Raw genomic sequence first — 17,151 nt, 5'->3', positions numbered from 1 at the left:
ACCTCCATTCCAATTATGTGTACCTATTGTAGTATGTGATGAAAAGAAGGCAATATACCCCGTTTAATAGAATGAATATTCAGTCTATTAAAACTACAATTTCAGACTATCATCCACTACCGCTTTTTCTTTAAAGTTTTTTCTTTCAACTTCTTTACTTCTTTCGTCCCAAAACGTTAAACCTTCAATTCCCACATTTTTAGGATCAAATACTGGATCTTTCCCTTCCTTTTTCTGTGCTTCATAATCTTTTAACACTTTTAATGCGATTTTACTTAATAGTAGAATCGCAATTAAGTTTAACCATGCCATGCTACCAATTCCTAAATCTCCAAGATTCCATAAAAGCGACGCTGATTCTACGCTACCGATGTAAACCATAATTAAAAATCCAATTTTTAAAACTGGTTTTAACCAGCTATGTTTAAGCTCACGATCTAAATAAGTAAGTGTTGTTTCAGCGATATAGTAGTATGCGAGTAAAGTTGTAAATGCGAAAAAGAAGATTGCGATTGAAATGAATAATGGACCAAATCCTGTCATAACAGTTTCAACTGCTTGTTGTGTATAGATTGGACCTGCATCAACATTCCCTATATTTTTTACTATAGCGCTTTTCCCTTCAGGTATAACGTTATACATACTTGTTATTAAAATCATAAGAGCTGTCGCTGTACATACAACAATTGTATCGATATATACAGAAAACGCTTGAACTAACCCTTGTTTTGCAGGATGGGATACTTCAGCAGCAGCGGAGCTATACGTCGCTTCTCCAACACCAGCAACATTTGAAAATACAGCACGCTTTACTCCCCATGCAATTGCTGCACCGACGATTCCGCCAAACATTTCATTTACACCAAAAGCACTAGAGAAAATTAAAGCGAACATACTTGGAATTTCTGTTACATTCGCAATTAATACGATACATGTAACAATTACATAACCTATTGCCATAAATGGAACAAGCATTTGCGAAACGCCCGCAATTCTCTTTACGCCACCAAAAATGATTGATGCTAATAATATAACTAATAATATTCCAGTTATATATTTGCTAATGCCATTAGAGTTTTCAAATCCAACTGCGATGCTACTAGATTGAATACCTGGTAATAAAACGCCATATGAAAGTGTTACAACAACCGCTACAATGACTGCAAACCATTTCATTTTCAGGCCTTTTTCAATGAAATATGGTGTACCACCTCGGTATTCATTCCCAACTTTACTTTTATACACTTGAGATAATGTTGATTCAACAAATGCACTCGCTGCTCCTAAAAGAGCCATTACCCACATCCAAAACACAGCTCCTGGTCCGCCAAAAGCGATTGCTGTCGCGACTCCTGCGATATTACCTATTCCAACCCTACCTGATAAGGCTAAACAAAATGCTTGAAAGGATGAAATTCCCGTCTCCGAGCTCTTCCCTTCAAATAATAATTTAATCATCTCTTTAAAATAACGAATTTGTAGAAAACGAGTTGCAATTGTAAAATACACACCTGCTCCTAATGCAAAAACAACTAAGCCAATACTCCATACTTGCCCTACTAACCACTCTACTACTTGCTCCATCCAAATCCCCCTTAACATTCTTTTGAAAACTATTTTATATATAAGAAAACGGACAACTATTATTAAACCTTATAGTTGTCCGTATCTCTCATTATTTCATCCCTCTATTTATTAACAGTTAGATTCTCTATTACTTTATATTGACCCAAACACTTTTCACTTCTGTGTAATTATCAAGCGCATATGAACCTAACTCACGACCAATACCAGATTGTTTAAACCCACCAAATGGTGCAGCTGCATTTTCTAAGTTATAATCATTAATCCATACTGTTCCTGCCTTTAATTTATTGGCAACTTGATGTCCTGTTTTAATATTTTGTGTCCATACACCTGCAGCGAGTCCGTATGAAGAGCGATTCGCTCTTTCAATTACCTCTTCTGTTGAATCAAACGGAAGTACAACGACAACTGGACCAAAAATTTCTTCTTTCACAATTGTCATATCATCAGTAACATTTGTGAATACTGTTGGCTGTACAAAATAACCTTTTTCAAATGCACGTTCACCACCAGCAGCAACAGTAGCGCCTTCAGCTTTTCCTTGTTCAATGTAATGTAGTACACGCTCTTGTTGCTTTTTAGATACGAGCGGACCCATTTCCGTTTCCTTCTCCATACCCGCTCCAAGTTTCACGTTATTCGCCATTTTTACTAGTTCATTTACGACTGTTTCGTAATGTTTTCGATGAACGAACACGCGAGATCCGGCACTGCAATTTTGGCCGTGATTATACATAATACCTTGGAATGCACCGTTAATCGCTTCTTCTAAATCAGCGTCTTCTAAAATGATATTTGGTGATTTACCACCAAGTTCTAACGTTACATGTTTAATTGTTTCTGCAGATTGACGCATAATATATTTTCCCGTAACCGTTGAACCTGTGAAGGCTACCTTATCTATATCATGATGGTTTACGATTGCAGCTCCTGCTTCAGGGCCAAAACCTGGAACAAAGTTTACAACACCGTTTGGAAAACCTGCTTCTTTAAAGAGCTTCGCTGTATATAATAACGATAAAGGCGTTTGCTCTGCTGGTTTTAATACGATTGTACAACCTGTTGCTAGTGCAGCTCCCATTTTCCAAGAAGACATAACGAGTGGAAAATTCCAAGGAATAATTTGACCTACAACGCCAACAGGTTCATGGCGTGTGTAATTTAAGTAATCTTTTGAAATCGGAATTGTTTGCCCGATAATTTTTGTAGCCCATCCTGCATAATAGCGATAATTTTCTACAGTCGCTGCAATATCATCATCCAGTGCTACTTGATATGGTTTCCCATTATCTAAAGCTTCTAACTGCGCTAATTCTTCTCCATGCTCTTCAATTAAATCTGCTAATTTATAAATAAGGTGCGCCCTTTCAGCAGTAGTCATTTCTGCCCAAGGTCCTGATTCAAATGCAAATCTTGCAGCTTTTACTGCTACATCAATATCCTCTTCTTGTGCTTCGCATACGACAGCTAGAACATCTTCTGTTGCTGGATTGTATGTCTCAAACGTCTTTCCGCTAATGGAAGGAACAAATTCTCCATTAATAAACATTTTAATTTCTTCATTTAAAAACGCTTTCACTTTTGGTCTCAGCTCAATGTTTGTCGTTAACATATATAATCTCCTCCTTATTTAAACAGCTGCATGAGCTGCAATTTTTGAAATAATCGTTTGAAGTTTTTGATTTTCTTCTTCAGTTAATCCGAGCCTCGGATAACGAGAAGGTCCCCCAGCTTGCCCGTATAATTCCATTGAGCGTTTAACGATTTGTACATATTTTCCTGATCCTTCAAGAAACTCGCAAAGAGGTAAAATAGCATCGTTTATTTCCCAAGCTTTTTCTAATTCACCATTCTGGAAATGCTCATACATTTTCGTAACAAGTCCCGGTACGATATTTCCTGCTACTGAAACCCATCCCGTTGCACCTACTAAATAAGACTCCATAACTAAATCTTCAGATCCACAGAAGACTTGAAAAGCACCTTCGCTTTGTCGTACTAAATCTCTTGCTTTACGAATATCTCCGCTAGATTCTTTAATATGTGTAACATTTTCACATTCTTTTCCAATACGTAGCATGAGCTCTGTACTCATATCAACACCAGATGTAAACGGATTATTGTATAACATAATTGGTATATTTACAGCATTTGAGATTTCTTTAAAATGAAAATAAATTTCCTCTTCTTTCGGCTTACAATAGTACGAGTTAATAATTAATGCGCAATCCGCTCCGTGTGCTTCTGCATATTTCGTATATTCAATCGTTTCTTTCGTCGTTTCTGCTGCAGTTCCTACAATAACTGGAATACGGCCATCAACTTCTTTTAATACTGTTTCTACCATTTTAAATCGTTCTTCTTTTGATAAACTAACAAACTCACCTGTGCTTCCATTAATAATAATGCCAGCTACCTTTTGATCGATAAAATAGTTTACGTTTTGTTTTACACCGTTCCAATTAATTTCTTGAAACTCATCCATTGGTGTGATTAATACTGGAAATGCCCCTTTAATGTTTTTCATATTTATCTCTCCCTTTACTATTTTATTTTAATAAAAATCCTGTCGGAAACGGATCTGTAGAGTCTAATAGAAACGTCTGCATCCCTGTAATAAATCCTCTACTTTCAAAACGGAAAATGTAACCTTTTTCTTCCTTCTTCACTTGTTCAACTGTTATAAAGCTATTAAATATACTTTCATTTATAAAAGGTTTATCCGCCATATAATCATTTTTAAATAACGCATGAACATAAGATACAATAGTAGAAACAAAACCTGGCGAACGTACGATAAAGTTATCTTCATGAAATGTAATCGACTTTATATGGTTCTTATCTTTCTGCGAAGAATCTACTAAAATAAGCCTTTTTATTAACGACTGTTTTTGTATAGCTTGTAGTGTAGCTTCTCCCCATTTTTTCAATTCAGAAATGTTTTCAATACGAATGTCTGGTGAATACGTATCTTTTTCTACAACTGCATATACTTTATCTGCTTGAATGAGAGAGTAACTTATATTATCAACCTGTAAATTTTTCTCAATCATATAACATAGTTTACTTTCAAATGAAACAGAAACAACTTCATCATTCTCAACATACGCATGGACTGAAAATATACCAGATAGCGTTTCGATTTTGTATTGGTTCGTCTCTCTCTTTTTTAAATACCCGCTTTCTAGTAACATCGTTATGACTGCGACAATGCCTCCATAATGAAGCGGAATGGATCCTTCATGATTAAAAAATAATACAGCTGCATCGACTTCCGTATGAATAGAAGGGACGACAATACACCCATTTAATCCGATAAAACCACGTGGCTCGTTTAATAAAAGCTGCATTTCTTCTGCTAATTCACCCGAAAATTGTTCGTTTAATTGCTCTAAACTGTAGTAGTATTTGCATGGTACATCTTTCATTACACGAAATGCTTCACCATTTACATGTACGTCTACTGCTGTATACATTTTTTGAATGTTCATTTTACATCCTCCGTTTCATGTTCCATCGGCGGAATTAGCAAAAAGCCTTCTTTCAGTGGGTCCTTTTCATTATAAAAAAATCTATGCATCCCCATAAGCCAAGCTGAACCTGTAATTTTCGTTACGACAGCTTCAATATTTTCTACAGATGTTGTATTTATGACGCACCCTTTAAATAAAGAGCCAACGATACTCTCATGAATAAACTCTTCATCCACTTCAATTTTTTGATTTGCGTATAATACAGCTAACTTCGCTGATGTTCCTGTACCACATGGAGAACGATCAATTCCTCCTGGCGGAACGACAACTGTATTTTTCACATGAGCACTTTCATGAGTAGGATCTGTATAAAATTCAATATGGGTTAACCCTCTAATAAACGAATACTGCGGATGAATGATTTCAAATTCCTCATTAATGATATTTCTAATATGAATTGCCTTATCGATAATTGTAGATGCATTTTCCGGTACTAACTCTAAACCTACTGACTTCGCATCGATAATGGCATAAAAATTCCCTCCATACGCAATATCTGCTTCTACAGTTCCAATCCCTTCAACTTGTACAGTAATATGTTTCAATAAAAAAGCTGGTATGTTACAGAAAGAGACTTCTTTCGCTTTTCCATCTTGAACAAAGATATCCACTTCAACTAAGCCGGCTGGCGTATCTAACTTTAACGAAGTAATCGGTTCAACTACAGGAATTAAACCTGATTCAATTAAAGCTGTACATACACCAATTGTATCGTGACCACACATCGGTAAATATCCACCTGTCTCTATGTATATAACACCAATATCTGCTTCAGGATGACATGGATCTGTTAATAGTGCTCCTGACATTACATCATGACCACGCGGTTCATTCATTAACAATTTGCGAATCCAGTCATACTCCTTTTTCATATGTAACATCTTCTCTGCCATCGTCTCTCCAATTAACTTTGGAAGTCCGCTTATCAATGTCCTCGTCGGATTCCCGCCCGTATGTGTATCAATCGTCGTAAAGACTCTTTGTGACCTCATCCGTTTAACACCCTTTCTGTAAAACGACTCAAACGAAGTGGTTCAATAGGAATGATTGTTTCTTTTTCATTTAATAACTCTTCAATTACTTTTCCAGTAACCGCTGCAAGGCTAATGCCATCCCCTTCATGCCCCGCTGCGATAAAGTAGTTCGGGATATGTTCCACGCGTGAAATGATTGGCAAATGATCTTCTGTCCACGGGCGTAATCCCGCATATGAACGAATCACCATCATATCCGCCATTTTCGGATAAAAACGAATTGCTCTGTTTGCAATACATTTAATAACCTCGTTGTTTATCTTCGTATGAAAGCCTACAAACTCTCTACTACTACCAATTAAAAAATTTTGGCTTTCTGTCGGCTCAAACACAAGAGCTACCCCATATTTTTCAGTTAAAGCATCCACTTTTCGTTTTCCGCCAAATTTAGAAATTAAATAACCAAATTCCATTACTTTACGGCAACCAACGTGTTGTTGCCTTGAAGCTACAATAATATGCCCTTTTCTCGGTTCAATCGGGACATTTACATCCAACATTTCTCCGATTTTCGGAGCCCACACACCAGCTGCGTTCACCACTTGCTTCGCGGTAAACGTCCCGTTAGTCGTTTCTACAATAAAGGAACCGTCTATATCTCTTTTCATTTCTTTTACTTCCGTATGATTAAAAGCTTTCGTACCAAATTTCTTCGATTCTGCAAGAAGTGAAAAAGCAAGGAGATATGGATTTACAGTCGAATCCGTTGCGCATTCTAACCCGCCTAATAAATCGTCCGCAAAAAATGGCGATTCCGCTCTTATATCTTGCCTATCAAGCATTCGAAACGGTAAGCCAACTTCTTTTTGACGATTCACCCATTGCTGTGCTGCTACCATTTCTTCATCTGACTCACATACGAGAATACTTCCTGGCGCCCTATATTCAAATGAGTGCTCTAACTCTTCACTTAATTCTGTTACTAATTTTTGACTAACTAAAGACATTTGACTATCAAAGCCTGGGTCTTTATCAATAGCCAAAATATTCCCATCACACCGTGAAGACGTCCCACTGACAAATTCCCCTTTTTCAATGATTGTTACGTCTCTTCCGTATTTTGAAGTGTAATAAGCGATAGAACAACCTATAATTCCACCACCTATTATTAAAACGTCACAGTGCCTCACGTAGCACCCCTCCCTTCTATTTATTCCCTCACTTTCTTTTATGCAATTGACATGCCAACTCTACTTACATACACTTTTTATAAAAAATATTTTTATTTGTAAAAATATTTTAAATTTATCGTAAATAGGTGTATTATTTTTTTATCACTGTCAAAATTTTTATACATAATAGGAGGACAATATGGCATTCTCATTTCCTACAATAAAAGAATTTCTAAAAATTTTATCCATTGATCATACATACAGCATGCAACCTACCCAGCAAGTTAACGAAAAATTTTATTACCGCCCTTCTACTACAGAAGAATATAACTGCACAGTTATATATGAAGATGACTCATTCACCGCTTTAATTGACGCGTTTTCTAATGAAATGGCCGTTATCGTAATGAACAAAAATAAAGAGCCTATATGCTGTATAACTGCTCAGCAAATCATTCCGTTTCTTATTAAGTCTTACAATGAACTACAATCTTTTTATAACACCGTAATACAAACAACGGATTCTTCTGTTACAGTTATCGATGATAAAGAATGTGTTCGTACTTGGACAGATGGCGCCGAAAAGATTTTTTCAGTCAACCATACTGAAATTATTGGACAACCTATCACTCGCTTTTTTGACTATAAAGATTTGGAAATTTTGCAATCATTACATGACGGAAAAAGCATAATCGCACAGTTCCATCAGCCTCGTCCAGATTTGTTCGTATTAATTAACTCAAACCCAGTTTATTGTAACGATGAAATTATAGGAGCAGTCGTTTCAGAAACAGATGTTACAAATCAAGTCGCTTTAAACGAAAAACTATTCAATATGTCACATGAAATGCACCGTTTAGAACAAGAGGTCGCAAAGTACAAAGATGAATCCGATCCTTTCCTTGCGATGAATGGAAAAAGCCCTGTTATACAAAGAACGATTCAATTAGCTAGAAAAGTTTGTTCGGTGAAATCAACTGTTTTAATACTCGGCGAAAGTGGTGTTGGAAAAGAAGTATTTGCAAAAGCGATTCATGAAGCAAGTGAATCAGCTAAGGCACCTTTCATTTCAATTAACTGCGGCGCCATTCCAGAAGCGTTATTTGAAAGTGAATTATTTGGGTATGAACGTGGTGCGTTTTCTGGTGCAAGTAGTAAAGGCAAAAAGGGTAAAATAGAGCTCGCGCAAGGCGGCACATTATTTCTAGATGAAATAGGAGAAATGCCGCTCGATATGCAAGTAAAGCTTTTGCGTGTACTACAAGAACGAAAATATTACCGAGTTGGTGGAGAAAAAGAGATTCATATTGATTTCCGTATTATCGCGGCTACAAATCGTGATTTAAAAGAAGAAATGAGAAAAGGCACGTTTCGAGAAGATTTATACTATCGCTTAAATGTAGTTAGTTTGCATATTCCACCGCTGCGCGAAAGACGCGAGGATATTATTGAATTAACCTACTCTTTCTTAAACGATTTTTCAATCAACTATAACAGACCAATTCGTGACTTACCTTCAAGCATTATGCATGAACTGCTTCATTACAATTGGCCAGGTAATATTCGTGAGCTTCGTAACGTTGTTGAAAGACTTGTCGTATTTGCGACTGATGGGATTATAAAACAAGAATATTTACCATTTCATACAACTGAAACGTTAGACAATCATACGGCTCATTCCCTATTACTCAGCAACAATCATACAATCCTCTCTTTGCAAGAAGAGATGGATGAACATGAGAAAAAAGTCATCGAGAGGGCTTTACGCATTTTAAATGGGAATAAATTAGAATGCGCGAAACAGCTTGGTGTTACGAGGGCCACTTTATATAACCGCCTAAAAAAACTTGGGTTACAATAAACTTTCCTCCTCTATTTTGGCATAGTTTTTGCATAATAATTTATGCAAACCGAACTAGAGGAGGAATACATATGACGAATAAAGATCACTTAATTGTTTGTCGATGTGAAGAAGTTACATACGGACAACTTCAATCGACAATTGCTGCATATAAATGCTCGGCAAGAGAATTAAAATTAAGAACACGTGCTGGCATGGGATTTTGCGGTGGCCGCACATGTAGAATGATGATAGATCGAATGATTGAAAGTGCAAATCCCGATGTAAACACTAATGAAATTCCATTAAAATATCAACCACCAGTACGCGCAGTTACCTTTGGAGCGGTAGGTGAAAATCAATGAATAGAATTACACATCACCCTATTTTAGGGAGTTTAAATAGTAGTAAGCGCATCACTTTCCAATTTAACGGGCAACAATATGAAGCCTATGAACATGAAACCATTGCGGCGGCTTTACTTGCAAACGGAATACGAACATTAAGAGTACATGAAGATAGCGGAACGCCGCGAGGTATTTACTGTAATATCGGGCATTGTTCTGAATGCCGCGTGACAGTAAACAATCAAACGAACGTACGAGCATGCTTAACTGTTGTAGAAAAAGATATGGTAGTTGATAGTGGTAAACAGCATCCAAATATCGTGAGAGAGATGGTGAAAAAGCGATGAACGATGTCATTATTATCGGAGCTGGACCAGCAGGTTTGTCAGCCTCCATCTCTTGTGCTCGTTTTGGACTAAATGTACTTGTTATTGATGAATTTATGAAGCCTGGCGGAAGGTTACTCGGACAATTACATCAAGAACCTACTGGAGAATGGTGGAATGGAATAGAAGAATCAAAACGCCTTCACGAAGAAGCAAAATCACTTTCAGTTAATATTCGATGCGGCATTTCCGTCTATAATTTAGATAAAGATGAAAGTTCTTGGTTCGTACATACGAATATCGGTACGTTAGAAGCACCGTTCGTTTTACTTGCTACTGGCGCTGCTGAGTACTCTATCCCCCTTCCTGGTTGGACACTTCCAGGAGTCATGTCGATTGGTGCAGCCCAAGTAATGACAAATGTACATCGCGTTCAAGTTGGGCGAAAAGGAGTAATTATTGGCGCTAACATTTTGTCATTCGCTATTTTGAATGAATTACAACTAGCGGGAATTAAAGTGGAACATATCGTACTTCCTGAAAAAAGTGAATTAAGTCAAAAGGCTGGTGAACCAGAAGAAGTTTTAAACTCTCTCTTACATGCTGCACACCTTGCTCCATCACCTTTATTACGTATAGGTAGTCGATTGATGAAATATAATTGGGTGAAACAAGCTGGATTAAACTTCTATCCAAATAACGGTATGAAAATAAATGGCACACCACTTCACCTTCGAAAAGCAGCTCTTGAAATTATCGGTACAGATCAAGTTGAAGGTGTACGCGTTGCTAATATTGATACGAAAGGAAACATCATAACTGGATCGGAACAAATATACGAGGCAGACTTCGTTTGTATTGCCGGTGGCTTATACCCTCTTGCTGAGCTTGCTGCTGTAGCTGGCTGTCCTTTCCGTTACATTCCGGAATTAGGCGGCCATGTTCCACTGCATTCCGAAACGATGGAAACCCCTCTTCCCGGTTTATTTGTAGCCGGCAATATAACTGGCATTGAAAGTGGGAAAATTGCAATGGCACAAGGAACTGTTGCTGGATATTCAATCGTAAAACAAGCAAATACAAAATCCCATTCGGTTGAACAACACTTGCAACAGGCGATCCAACATGTACATACCGTACGACAACAAGCTGCCATTCAATTTAACCCGATGATTGATCTCGGTAGACGGAAAATGAATGAAATTTGGCGTGATTATTCCCTGGCATATGCACATACTAAAAAGAGCTGCTGAGATTACTCTCAACAGCTCTTTTTTCTACTCATCTGAGTTATTAAACTTTGCTAATGCGTAAATGCCTTCTTCATCATCTAATTCAAGTTGTAGTCTTGCTGCAAATGAATTGACATTATATTCTCTGTCAAGTAATAAGCGTAATGCTTCGATTAAGTTCGCTTGAATTAAAATTTGCTGGCGACCATTTACCTCTACTTCAGCAGAGAAACCGTAGTCATCATCATACATTAGTTCAACTAAAACTTCTTCTGGACCAACTTGTCTTTTTTCAGCGATATATACACAAAGCGCATTGATAAGTTCTTGTTCAGAAATTTTTATTGTTTCCATGCTACTTCATCTTCCTTTTTCTTACGTTGATCTTTGAAGTATTTAAATGCACGAACTGCTAACATTACGATACCAGCCATTACTAACATATTTACCATAAACGCTAATACAGAACCAAGAGCTCCCATATTTGCAAATAAGCTACCCATTAGTAAACCACCAAGACCACCTAGTAATAAACCTTTCATAAAGCTTCCTTTATTACTTTTTGGTGCTGTGTTTGTTGCTTTTGTTTTTGAATCTGTTGTCGTTTTTTGTGAATTTACGTTACTATCTTTTTTGTTCAAATCAACTTTTGACTTTTGACCAGAACTTGGTGTGTATGATTTTTTACCAGATTTGTAACTCTTCGCTGCTGCGTGATCTACAAACATGAAGCTACTAGCTCCAAAGATAACCATGAATGCTGTCATGACTGCTACAAGTTTTTTCAACATATTATATCCATTCTCCTTTTATATAGATATATGTGAAATCTACCTTTCTAGTAAATTCAGAATGATAGATTTGTTTTTAAAAACATTTTAAAGGTTCTTATGAACTTATTATATGAACTTTTGTCGAAATATGCAAGCATTATTTACTTACGACAGTTTGGTGACAAAGGAAAAATTAAGCAAAACAGAATTGACTTTAAATGAAACAAAACATATTATAGGTTCATAAGAACTTTTTATTATTTTTGGAGGTGAAAAGATGGAAACATTTCATCTCACACGAAACGAAATGGCTACCCTTCTTCTATCTTTAAGAGGATGGAATACGAAAAAGCCTCTCGGTATTTTACAAGAAGCGTGGGCAAAGTCACATAAAAAAGATATTGAAAGCGGACAAAGCGTAACTGCTTTTATTACTACCGCACTTTCACCTATTTTTGAAAAACTGATTAAAATTGATGATACAGACGTCGGTTTTTCATTAAATGAAATAGTTGCGCTTGGAAATCAGATTGAAAATACAAGTTTCTCAGTAACGGCCATGCAAAACTGGGTAAAACGAGATATTAAAGAAATGATTGGCTCCCCTCAAAAAGGGAAAAAATATTCAATTGAACAAGCAGCCTTACTATTCATTGTCGAAGATTTAAAAACAGCACTTGATTTTGAATCCATCCGTAAGCTATTACGCCTTATTGTAAATGACCCAGCCGATCGAAGTGATGACTTAATCAATCCTGTTCATTTGTACGGAGCATACTCTTCTCTATTTGAAGAACTCAATCAAGGGAACTGCTTACAACTAAATGCAACAGATACAGTTCATACAATTGAAAACATCGTAAAAGAAAAAGCTGATAAAATCGCAAGCAAGTTCGATCAAATTAATAACGAGCAACGTGAAGCGATTCGTAATGCAATTATTATTGCCACATTATCTGTGCATACCGCTTATGTACAAATGTTAGCAAAACGTTACGTAACAGCAACTTTATTTTTACAAAATTTAGAAGTGAAACCGTAAAAAATAGGAGCAAAGATGCTTCTATTTTTTTATAACGAAAACAAGCATCAACCTGTTACATATTTAGAACAGGTTGATGCTTGTTTTTCTAGGTATTAATTATGAAAAATCATAATCGCCTATTATTAATTCAAAAATAATTATTTCATTCTACTAAATTTTGAACAGGTTTTCTCGATAATTTTAATTCCTTCATCGTTGTAACTCTTTATAAATTTCGATTTGAGCTTTTGAGCTATTAGCAAAACTTAACCAACCATGTCTCACATTACTAATGTTTTCAGTTACCAAAAGTTCAACTATATCTAGATGTGAAACATTCGTTATTATCGATTTATTTATACCATTAACTTTAGCACCTGACATATACTTAGCAATCTCAGGGTTTAATGCGAAAGCAAAATCAATTACAGTAGCACCTTGCGGTAAGTTCACGGAGTCTAACTTAGGAGTAAATACAACAATGTTATCTTGGAATAGTTCATATGATACTAAATCATAAAATTCAATCGCATCTTGAGTTACTAGATCATTTGTCTTAATAAAATGATTCATCAATTTATGAATTATATTTTGCATCTCCTTATCAGTTATACTTTTTGTAAGAATATGAAATACCCCTTTATCTCGTATCTCCTGATTTATTTTTGTTTCAATACATATCATTATTTCATGGTTATTGATTACCACTTTGGTCTTTAAGTATTTGTTTAATACATCACTTTCAATTGCTATATTATCTTCAAATTGATGAGGAATTGGTTTGTACAGTTGATGTATAATTCCTAATATTTTATAACAGTCTAAATTACTTGAGACCGTGATGATTATTTTTGACACCACCGTAATGTCTTGAATATCTTGGAGACGAGAATAAGCTGTATAAATAGGACTTACTTCATAGTTAACTTCAAATATTAAAGGTGGATTTAGAAAATTATTTATATCTTGCATTATATTTTGAGACAAACCCTCTAATAACTTAACATAATTTTGTAAAAGAATTTTCATTCCCTTATATTTAGAATGATTAAGATAAAAAAAGCCTAAATCTTCTAACTCGTGTTGAAAATGAAATATCCCTAGCCTTTTACAAATCGGAGCGAAAATTTTGAGTGTTTCATTTGCATAAGGAATTTGTTTCTTTACAGCTTTCACCTGTAAAGTTCTCATGTTATGTAGACGATCTATCACTTTAATAATAGCTACTCTTATATCTCCTTGCGTAGCTAACAATAATTTCTTTAAGTTTATTGCTTCATACTCTTCTTTATTAGGGATTTGTTTTTTATCAATTTTAGTTAACCCTTCTACAATATCAGCCACTTTTTTACCGAATATATCACGTATATACTCAATTGTATAATCTGTATCCTCCACCACATCATGTAATAACGCTGCAACTAAAGTTATAATATCCGCCTTACAATCTAACAAAATTTCTGTAACTGCAAATGGATGAGTAATATACGGCTCACCTGAAACGCGAAATTGTCCTTCATGAGCTTTCTCGGAAACTAATATAGCTTTATGTAATTGTTCTAATTCTGCTTTATTTAGATATGAGGCCTTTTCTAATAATTCCTTTTTCATATTTTCACCTTCATCACGTTAATTTTCTATAAAAATTTTATTAACATTATAATTCGTTATTTGAAAGTGAAGTACCTGTCTAAGTGATAAGAGAATATTTATTATCTCTTCATGAAAACTGAGCTTATATCCTTTACTAAACTACTAATGCAAGACATAAAAGAATTGAAATAGCAATCCCCTATACAAATAAGGTATAATCTACACATGGTGAACCTTTTATGTTATTAAGTAAAAGGTTCACCTATTCAAAAATACATAAACTAGAAGGTGCAACAATGGTAAGTAGTTTTATTCATTCAGTATTAACGTTTTTTGAAGGATTAGGTTATTGGGGCATTATGCTTGGTCTAATGATTGAGATTATTCCAAGTGAAATCGTCCTAGCTTATGCGGGATTCCTAGTATTCAATGGTAGTATTTCATTTGTAGGTGCAGTTGTATTTGGTACAATTGGCGGTGTTATTGCCCAAATCTTTATTTATTGGATTGGACGATACGGTGGACGCCCTATATTAGAACGTTACGGAAAATATATTTTCATTCATAAAAAACAAATAGATGCAGCTGAAGATTGGTTTAATCGTTACGGAACTGGTGTAATTTTCACTGCACGTTTTATTCCAGTAGTACGCCATGCGATTTCAATACCTGCTGGTATTACAAAAATGCCATTACTACGTTTTACTACATTAACAGCACTTGCAATCATCCCTTGGTCTATCATTTTCATTTATTTAGGTGAAAAACTAGGTCAAAATTGGGAGAATATAAACGATATTGCGGGACCGTATGTGAAGTCTTTCGCAATTGGCGGTGTCATACTCGTTCTTTTATACTTCATCATTAAAAAATGGACAAAAAAACGTAAAAATCTTGCTTAAGATAATAAATAAAAACCGCTATATATTCATTACGAATGATAGCGGTTTTTTATGTTTAAATTGACTAATCTTTCAAAATCACAAGCAAATCCTTCAGTTTAACATTTACATGGATAAGCAACAATTCACTCGTCCATTTCGTATATTATCTCAAAAAGGAGTGATTCCCCTATGCATTGGCAACAAAAAATACAATACTTAATCGGACGCCCTATCGGCATTTCTTTCATAAATGGGCAAGGAACTTCTGGTGTATTATGTTCAGCACATGATGGTCAATTATATGTGTATGAATACCTTTATCAAGCTCAATTCGCAATGAAGCATTATGATTTTAGACAAATTCAAGATATAAATGCCTTTCCGAATTGCCCACATCAAAATCCCCTATACTAAAAAAAGGAACAGCTTATAGCCGTTCCTTTTTCTCCACACTTATTTTTCAGTATAAAAGTTATGCACTGCTTCATCAAAGTAAATCCAGCCTTTCCAACCTAAATGAATTGTATCTTTTAAGAAATACTTATCATATTCATGGCCAGAAAAATCAACTACTGGGTATCCTGCTTTCTCAACTTGTTCCCGAACTTTTTTATAATACACTTCGCGACGTTCTTTAGGGAAACCAGCGTAATCATACCACGGTCCATTTACAGGTACAGAAATGAATAGTGGCTTAACATTTTTCTCTTTAAATATATTTAAAACAATTTGTAAGTCATCATATTCTGGTGATTCTTCATATGATTCATTTGCTCTAAAGTTTTTTAAACCTTTTAATTTTTTCTTCAAATTATGTTTATAGTAATACGGATTTTCAATTCCGAATGTGTTTGTAGTAGATTCCAATTTCCCTTCTTCTTCTGCATGTTTACGTGCATCTACCCAAGATATTGAACGTAGTCCCATATTAGTTTTTTCTTTCATCGGTTCAATCTTAAATAAGGAGTTAAATAAATCTCTATGATCTAAAATATTACGATACATATAAGCAAGTGGTTTAACTAAACCTGCTTTTACGTTATGTTTCGTATCATTATATACAATACCTTCTAATGAATTTTTTAATATATCATCTTTTTGAACAACTTTATAGTCTAATAATCGTTTCGCGATTTGTTTCTTCATTTCAACATTTATTTCATCATTAAAAATAAAATGATATGCTTGTTGTTTGGAAAAATTGTTAGTGAAATCGCCCTGTGATACCCCAGTCTTTGTAAACCATTGTGGCGATAAAACAAAGACTACTTTTTTACCTTCTAACTCATCCATTGTAGACGTCATATTTAATATATGAGCTAAACTTTGTGTACCGCCAATCCCCATTAAATATGGTGTAAAACCTGCGGGATTTACTTTAAAGTAATTAGACGGATGATATGCATCCATTCGTAAAAATTCAGATGAACCATACATCGGTAAATACTGCGAATTCTCTAACATTTTTTGCTGTAAGAAAACACTTTGCAATTTTTCTTTTTGTAAGGAAGTTGCCGCATCTTCTACCTTCTTATCACTAATAAGTGATACTAAACTTTTTGATGGGATTAATATGATAATGAAAAAAAGCACACACGCTAAAATTATGGGACCAAAAGCATGCTTCATTTTCATCGTCTCTTCCTCTTTCTAACGCTATTAAATTGTAACCCTTGTTTTTGACACGCCATCATTTCTCTCCTTTTTCTCTATACATGTTCCATTCTATTTATCTATTATATACATGTATGTATTTCCTTCCTTGTCTTATTAAGTCCTATATAAATAGCACAAGAAAATGTTTCCATAGAAACACGTTAATTATACAAGATTCTGCATACATTTCACACTGGAATTTTACTAATA

Annotated in this window: 17 protein-coding genes; 7 read left to right on the top strand and 10 right to left on the bottom strand. The window is 35.2% G+C overall.

What is annotated here, in order from left to right; genetic code table 11:
• Positions 1-93: 93 nt before the first annotated feature.
• The 6 genes from ACUN0F_RS19150 to ACUN0F_RS19125 all read right to left on the bottom strand — a co-directional run bounded on the left by ACUN0F_RS19150 (position 94) and on the right by ACUN0F_RS19125 (position 7,284).
• Complete coding sequence (locus ACUN0F_RS19150; RefSeq protein ID WP_445539945.1) at positions 94-1,584, bottom strand: alanine/glycine:cation symporter family protein; 1,491 nt, start codon at positions 1,582-1,584, stop codon at positions 94-96.
• Positions 1,585-1,714: 130 nt separating this feature from the next.
• Positions 1,715-3,199, bottom strand: coding sequence for an aldehyde dehydrogenase family protein (locus tag ACUN0F_RS19145; protein WP_327974166.1), 1,485 nt, complete (start codon positions 3,197-3,199; stop codon positions 1,715-1,717).
• Positions 3,200-3,217: 18 nt separating this feature from the next.
• Complete coding sequence (gene dapA / locus ACUN0F_RS19140) at positions 3,218-4,114, bottom strand: 4-hydroxy-tetrahydrodipicolinate synthase (RefSeq protein WP_262746200.1); 897 nt, start codon at positions 4,112-4,114, stop codon at positions 3,218-3,220.
• A 22-nt stretch (positions 4,115-4,136) separates the two neighbouring features.
• Positions 4,137-5,078, bottom strand: a complete 942-nt coding sequence (locus ACUN0F_RS19135; RefSeq protein WP_046959675.1) for a proline racemase family protein — start codon at positions 5,076-5,078, stop codon at positions 4,137-4,139.
• On the bottom strand, positions 5,075-6,112 hold the full coding sequence (locus tag ACUN0F_RS19130; protein WP_064475523.1) for a proline racemase family protein: 1,038 nt from the start codon (positions 6,110-6,112) through the stop codon (positions 5,075-5,077). Before ACUN0F_RS19130 ends, ACUN0F_RS19135 begins: the two co-directional genes overlap by 4 nt.
• On the bottom strand, positions 6,109-7,284 hold the full coding sequence (locus ACUN0F_RS19125; RefSeq protein WP_445539944.1) for an NAD(P)/FAD-dependent oxidoreductase: 1,176 nt from the start codon (positions 7,282-7,284) through the stop codon (positions 6,109-6,111). Before ACUN0F_RS19125 ends, ACUN0F_RS19130 begins: the two co-directional genes overlap by 4 nt.
• Positions 7,285-7,465: 181 nt before the next feature.
• On the opposite strand from ACUN0F_RS19125, the gene ACUN0F_RS19120 reads away from it, so the two are divergent.
• The 4 genes from ACUN0F_RS19120 (at position 7,466) to ACUN0F_RS19105 (ending at position 11,032) form a co-directional block, all read left to right on the top strand.
• Positions 7,466-9,127, top strand: coding sequence for a sigma-54 interaction domain-containing protein (locus tag ACUN0F_RS19120; RefSeq protein WP_445539943.1), 1,662 nt, complete (start codon positions 7,466-7,468; stop codon positions 9,125-9,127).
• Positions 9,128-9,198: 71 nt separating this feature from the next.
• Positions 9,199-9,471, top strand: coding sequence for a (2Fe-2S)-binding protein (locus ACUN0F_RS19115; protein WP_000182228.1), 273 nt, complete (start codon positions 9,199-9,201; stop codon positions 9,469-9,471).
• Positions 9,468-9,800, top strand: coding sequence for a (2Fe-2S)-binding protein (locus tag ACUN0F_RS19110; RefSeq protein ID WP_001080017.1), 333 nt, complete (start codon positions 9,468-9,470; stop codon positions 9,798-9,800). The genes ACUN0F_RS19115 and ACUN0F_RS19110 overlap by 4 nt, the downstream gene beginning before the upstream one ends.
• Positions 9,797-11,032, top strand: a complete 1,236-nt coding sequence (locus ACUN0F_RS19105) for an NAD(P)/FAD-dependent oxidoreductase (protein ID WP_264461742.1) — start codon at positions 9,797-9,799, stop codon at positions 11,030-11,032. The genes ACUN0F_RS19110 and ACUN0F_RS19105 overlap by 4 nt, the downstream gene beginning before the upstream one ends.
• 24 nt (positions 11,033-11,056) lie before the next feature.
• On the opposite strand, the gene ACUN0F_RS19100 is transcribed toward ACUN0F_RS19105, so the two are convergent.
• Together ACUN0F_RS19100 and ACUN0F_RS19095 are read right to left on the bottom strand one after the other, a co-directional pair.
• Entirely contained in the window at positions 11,057-11,365 is a 309-nt protein-coding gene (locus tag ACUN0F_RS19100) for a YxcD family protein (protein WP_000447759.1), read from the bottom strand.
• The gene (locus tag ACUN0F_RS19095) at positions 11,353-11,802 is read right to left on the bottom strand and encodes a hypothetical protein (RefSeq protein ID WP_000914486.1); all 450 of its coding nucleotides are present in this window, start codon (positions 11,800-11,802) and stop codon (positions 11,353-11,355) included. Before ACUN0F_RS19095 ends, ACUN0F_RS19100 begins: the two co-directional genes overlap by 13 nt.
• 259 nt (positions 11,803-12,061) lie before the next feature.
• On the opposite strand from ACUN0F_RS19095, the gene ACUN0F_RS19090 reads away from it, so the two are divergent.
• The gene (locus ACUN0F_RS19090; RefSeq protein WP_075307439.1) at positions 12,062-12,826 is read left to right on the top strand and encodes a DUF1836 domain-containing protein; all 765 of its coding nucleotides are present in this window, start codon (positions 12,062-12,064) and stop codon (positions 12,824-12,826) included.
• A 192-nt stretch (positions 12,827-13,018) separates the two neighbouring features.
• Here the strand turns inward: ACUN0F_RS19090 and ACUN0F_RS19085 are convergent, their stop codons facing one another.
• Entirely contained in the window at positions 13,019-14,419 is a 1,401-nt protein-coding gene (locus ACUN0F_RS19085; RefSeq protein WP_264461743.1) for an HD domain-containing protein, read from the bottom strand.
• Positions 14,420-14,697: 278 nt separating this feature from the next.
• Here ACUN0F_RS19085 and ACUN0F_RS19080 point away from each other — a divergent pair, with 278 nt between their 5' ends.
• Positions 14,698-15,303, top strand: coding sequence for a DedA family protein (locus ACUN0F_RS19080; RefSeq protein ID WP_097857691.1), 606 nt, complete (start codon positions 14,698-14,700; stop codon positions 15,301-15,303).
• A gap of 171 nt (positions 15,304-15,474) precedes the next feature.
• The gene (locus tag ACUN0F_RS19075) at positions 15,475-15,699 is read left to right on the top strand and encodes a hypothetical protein (protein ID WP_264461744.1); all 225 of its coding nucleotides are present in this window, start codon (positions 15,475-15,477) and stop codon (positions 15,697-15,699) included.
• Positions 15,700-15,738: 39 nt separating this feature from the next.
• On the opposite strand, the gene dltD is transcribed toward ACUN0F_RS19075, so the two are convergent.
• On the bottom strand, positions 15,739-16,920 hold the full coding sequence (dltD, locus tag ACUN0F_RS19070; protein ID WP_264461745.1) for a D-alanyl-lipoteichoic acid biosynthesis protein DltD: 1,182 nt from the start codon (positions 16,918-16,920) through the stop codon (positions 15,739-15,741).
• Positions 16,921-17,151 lie beyond the last annotated feature (231 nt).

The sequence above is a fragment of the Bacillus sp. 1A genome (assembly GCF_052682215.1).
Note: the sequence above shows the minus strand (reverse complement) of the source record. Positions and strands in the feature narration are given on the sequence as shown.

Bases quoted from the DNA above. Each gene is read 5' to 3' on its own strand.
- ACUN0F_RS19150 (WP_445539945.1), bottom strand. From the start codon at position 1,584: ATGGAGCAAGTAGTAGAGTGGTTAGTAGGGCAAGTATGGAGTATTGGC.
- ACUN0F_RS19145 (WP_327974166.1), bottom strand. From the start codon at position 3,199: ATGTTAACGACAAACATTGAGCTGAGACCAAAAGTGAAAGCGTTTTTA.
- dapA (WP_262746200.1), bottom strand. From the start codon at position 4,114: ATGAAAAACATTAAAGGGGCATTTCCAGTATTAATCACACCAATGGAT.
- ACUN0F_RS19135 (WP_046959675.1), bottom strand. From the start codon at position 5,078: ATGAACATTCAAAAAATGTATACAGCAGTAGACGTACATGTAAATGGT.
- ACUN0F_RS19130 (WP_064475523.1), bottom strand. From the start codon at position 6,112: ATGAGGTCACAAAGAGTCTTTACGACGATTGATACACATACGGGCGGG.
- ACUN0F_RS19120 (WP_445539943.1), top strand. From the start codon at position 7,466: ATGGCATTCTCATTTCCTACAATAAAAGAATTTCTAAAAATTTTATCC.
- ACUN0F_RS19115 (WP_000182228.1), top strand. From the start codon at position 9,199: ATGACGAATAAAGATCACTTAATTGTTTGTCGATGTGAAGAAGTTACA.
- ACUN0F_RS19110 (WP_001080017.1), top strand. From the start codon at position 9,468: ATGAATAGAATTACACATCACCCTATTTTAGGGAGTTTAAATAGTAGT.
- ACUN0F_RS19105 (WP_264461742.1), top strand. From the start codon at position 9,797: ATGAACGATGTCATTATTATCGGAGCTGGACCAGCAGGTTTGTCAGCC.
- ACUN0F_RS19100 (WP_000447759.1), bottom strand. From the start codon at position 11,365: ATGGAAACAATAAAAATTTCTGAACAAGAACTTATCAATGCGCTTTGT.
- ACUN0F_RS19095 (WP_000914486.1), bottom strand. From the start codon at position 11,802: ATGTTGAAAAAACTTGTAGCAGTCATGACAGCATTCATGGTTATCTTT.
- ACUN0F_RS19090 (WP_075307439.1), top strand. From the start codon at position 12,062: ATGGAAACATTTCATCTCACACGAAACGAAATGGCTACCCTTCTTCTA.
- ACUN0F_RS19085 (WP_264461743.1), bottom strand. From the start codon at position 14,419: ATGAAAAAGGAATTATTAGAAAAGGCCTCATATCTAAATAAAGCAGAA.
- ACUN0F_RS19080 (WP_097857691.1), top strand. From the start codon at position 14,698: ATGGTAAGTAGTTTTATTCATTCAGTATTAACGTTTTTTGAAGGATTA.
- ACUN0F_RS19075 (WP_264461744.1), top strand. From the start codon at position 15,475: ATGCATTGGCAACAAAAAATACAATACTTAATCGGACGCCCTATCGGC.
- dltD (WP_264461745.1), bottom strand. From the start codon at position 16,920: ATGAAAATGAAGCATGCTTTTGGTCCCATAATTTTAGCGTGTGTGCTT.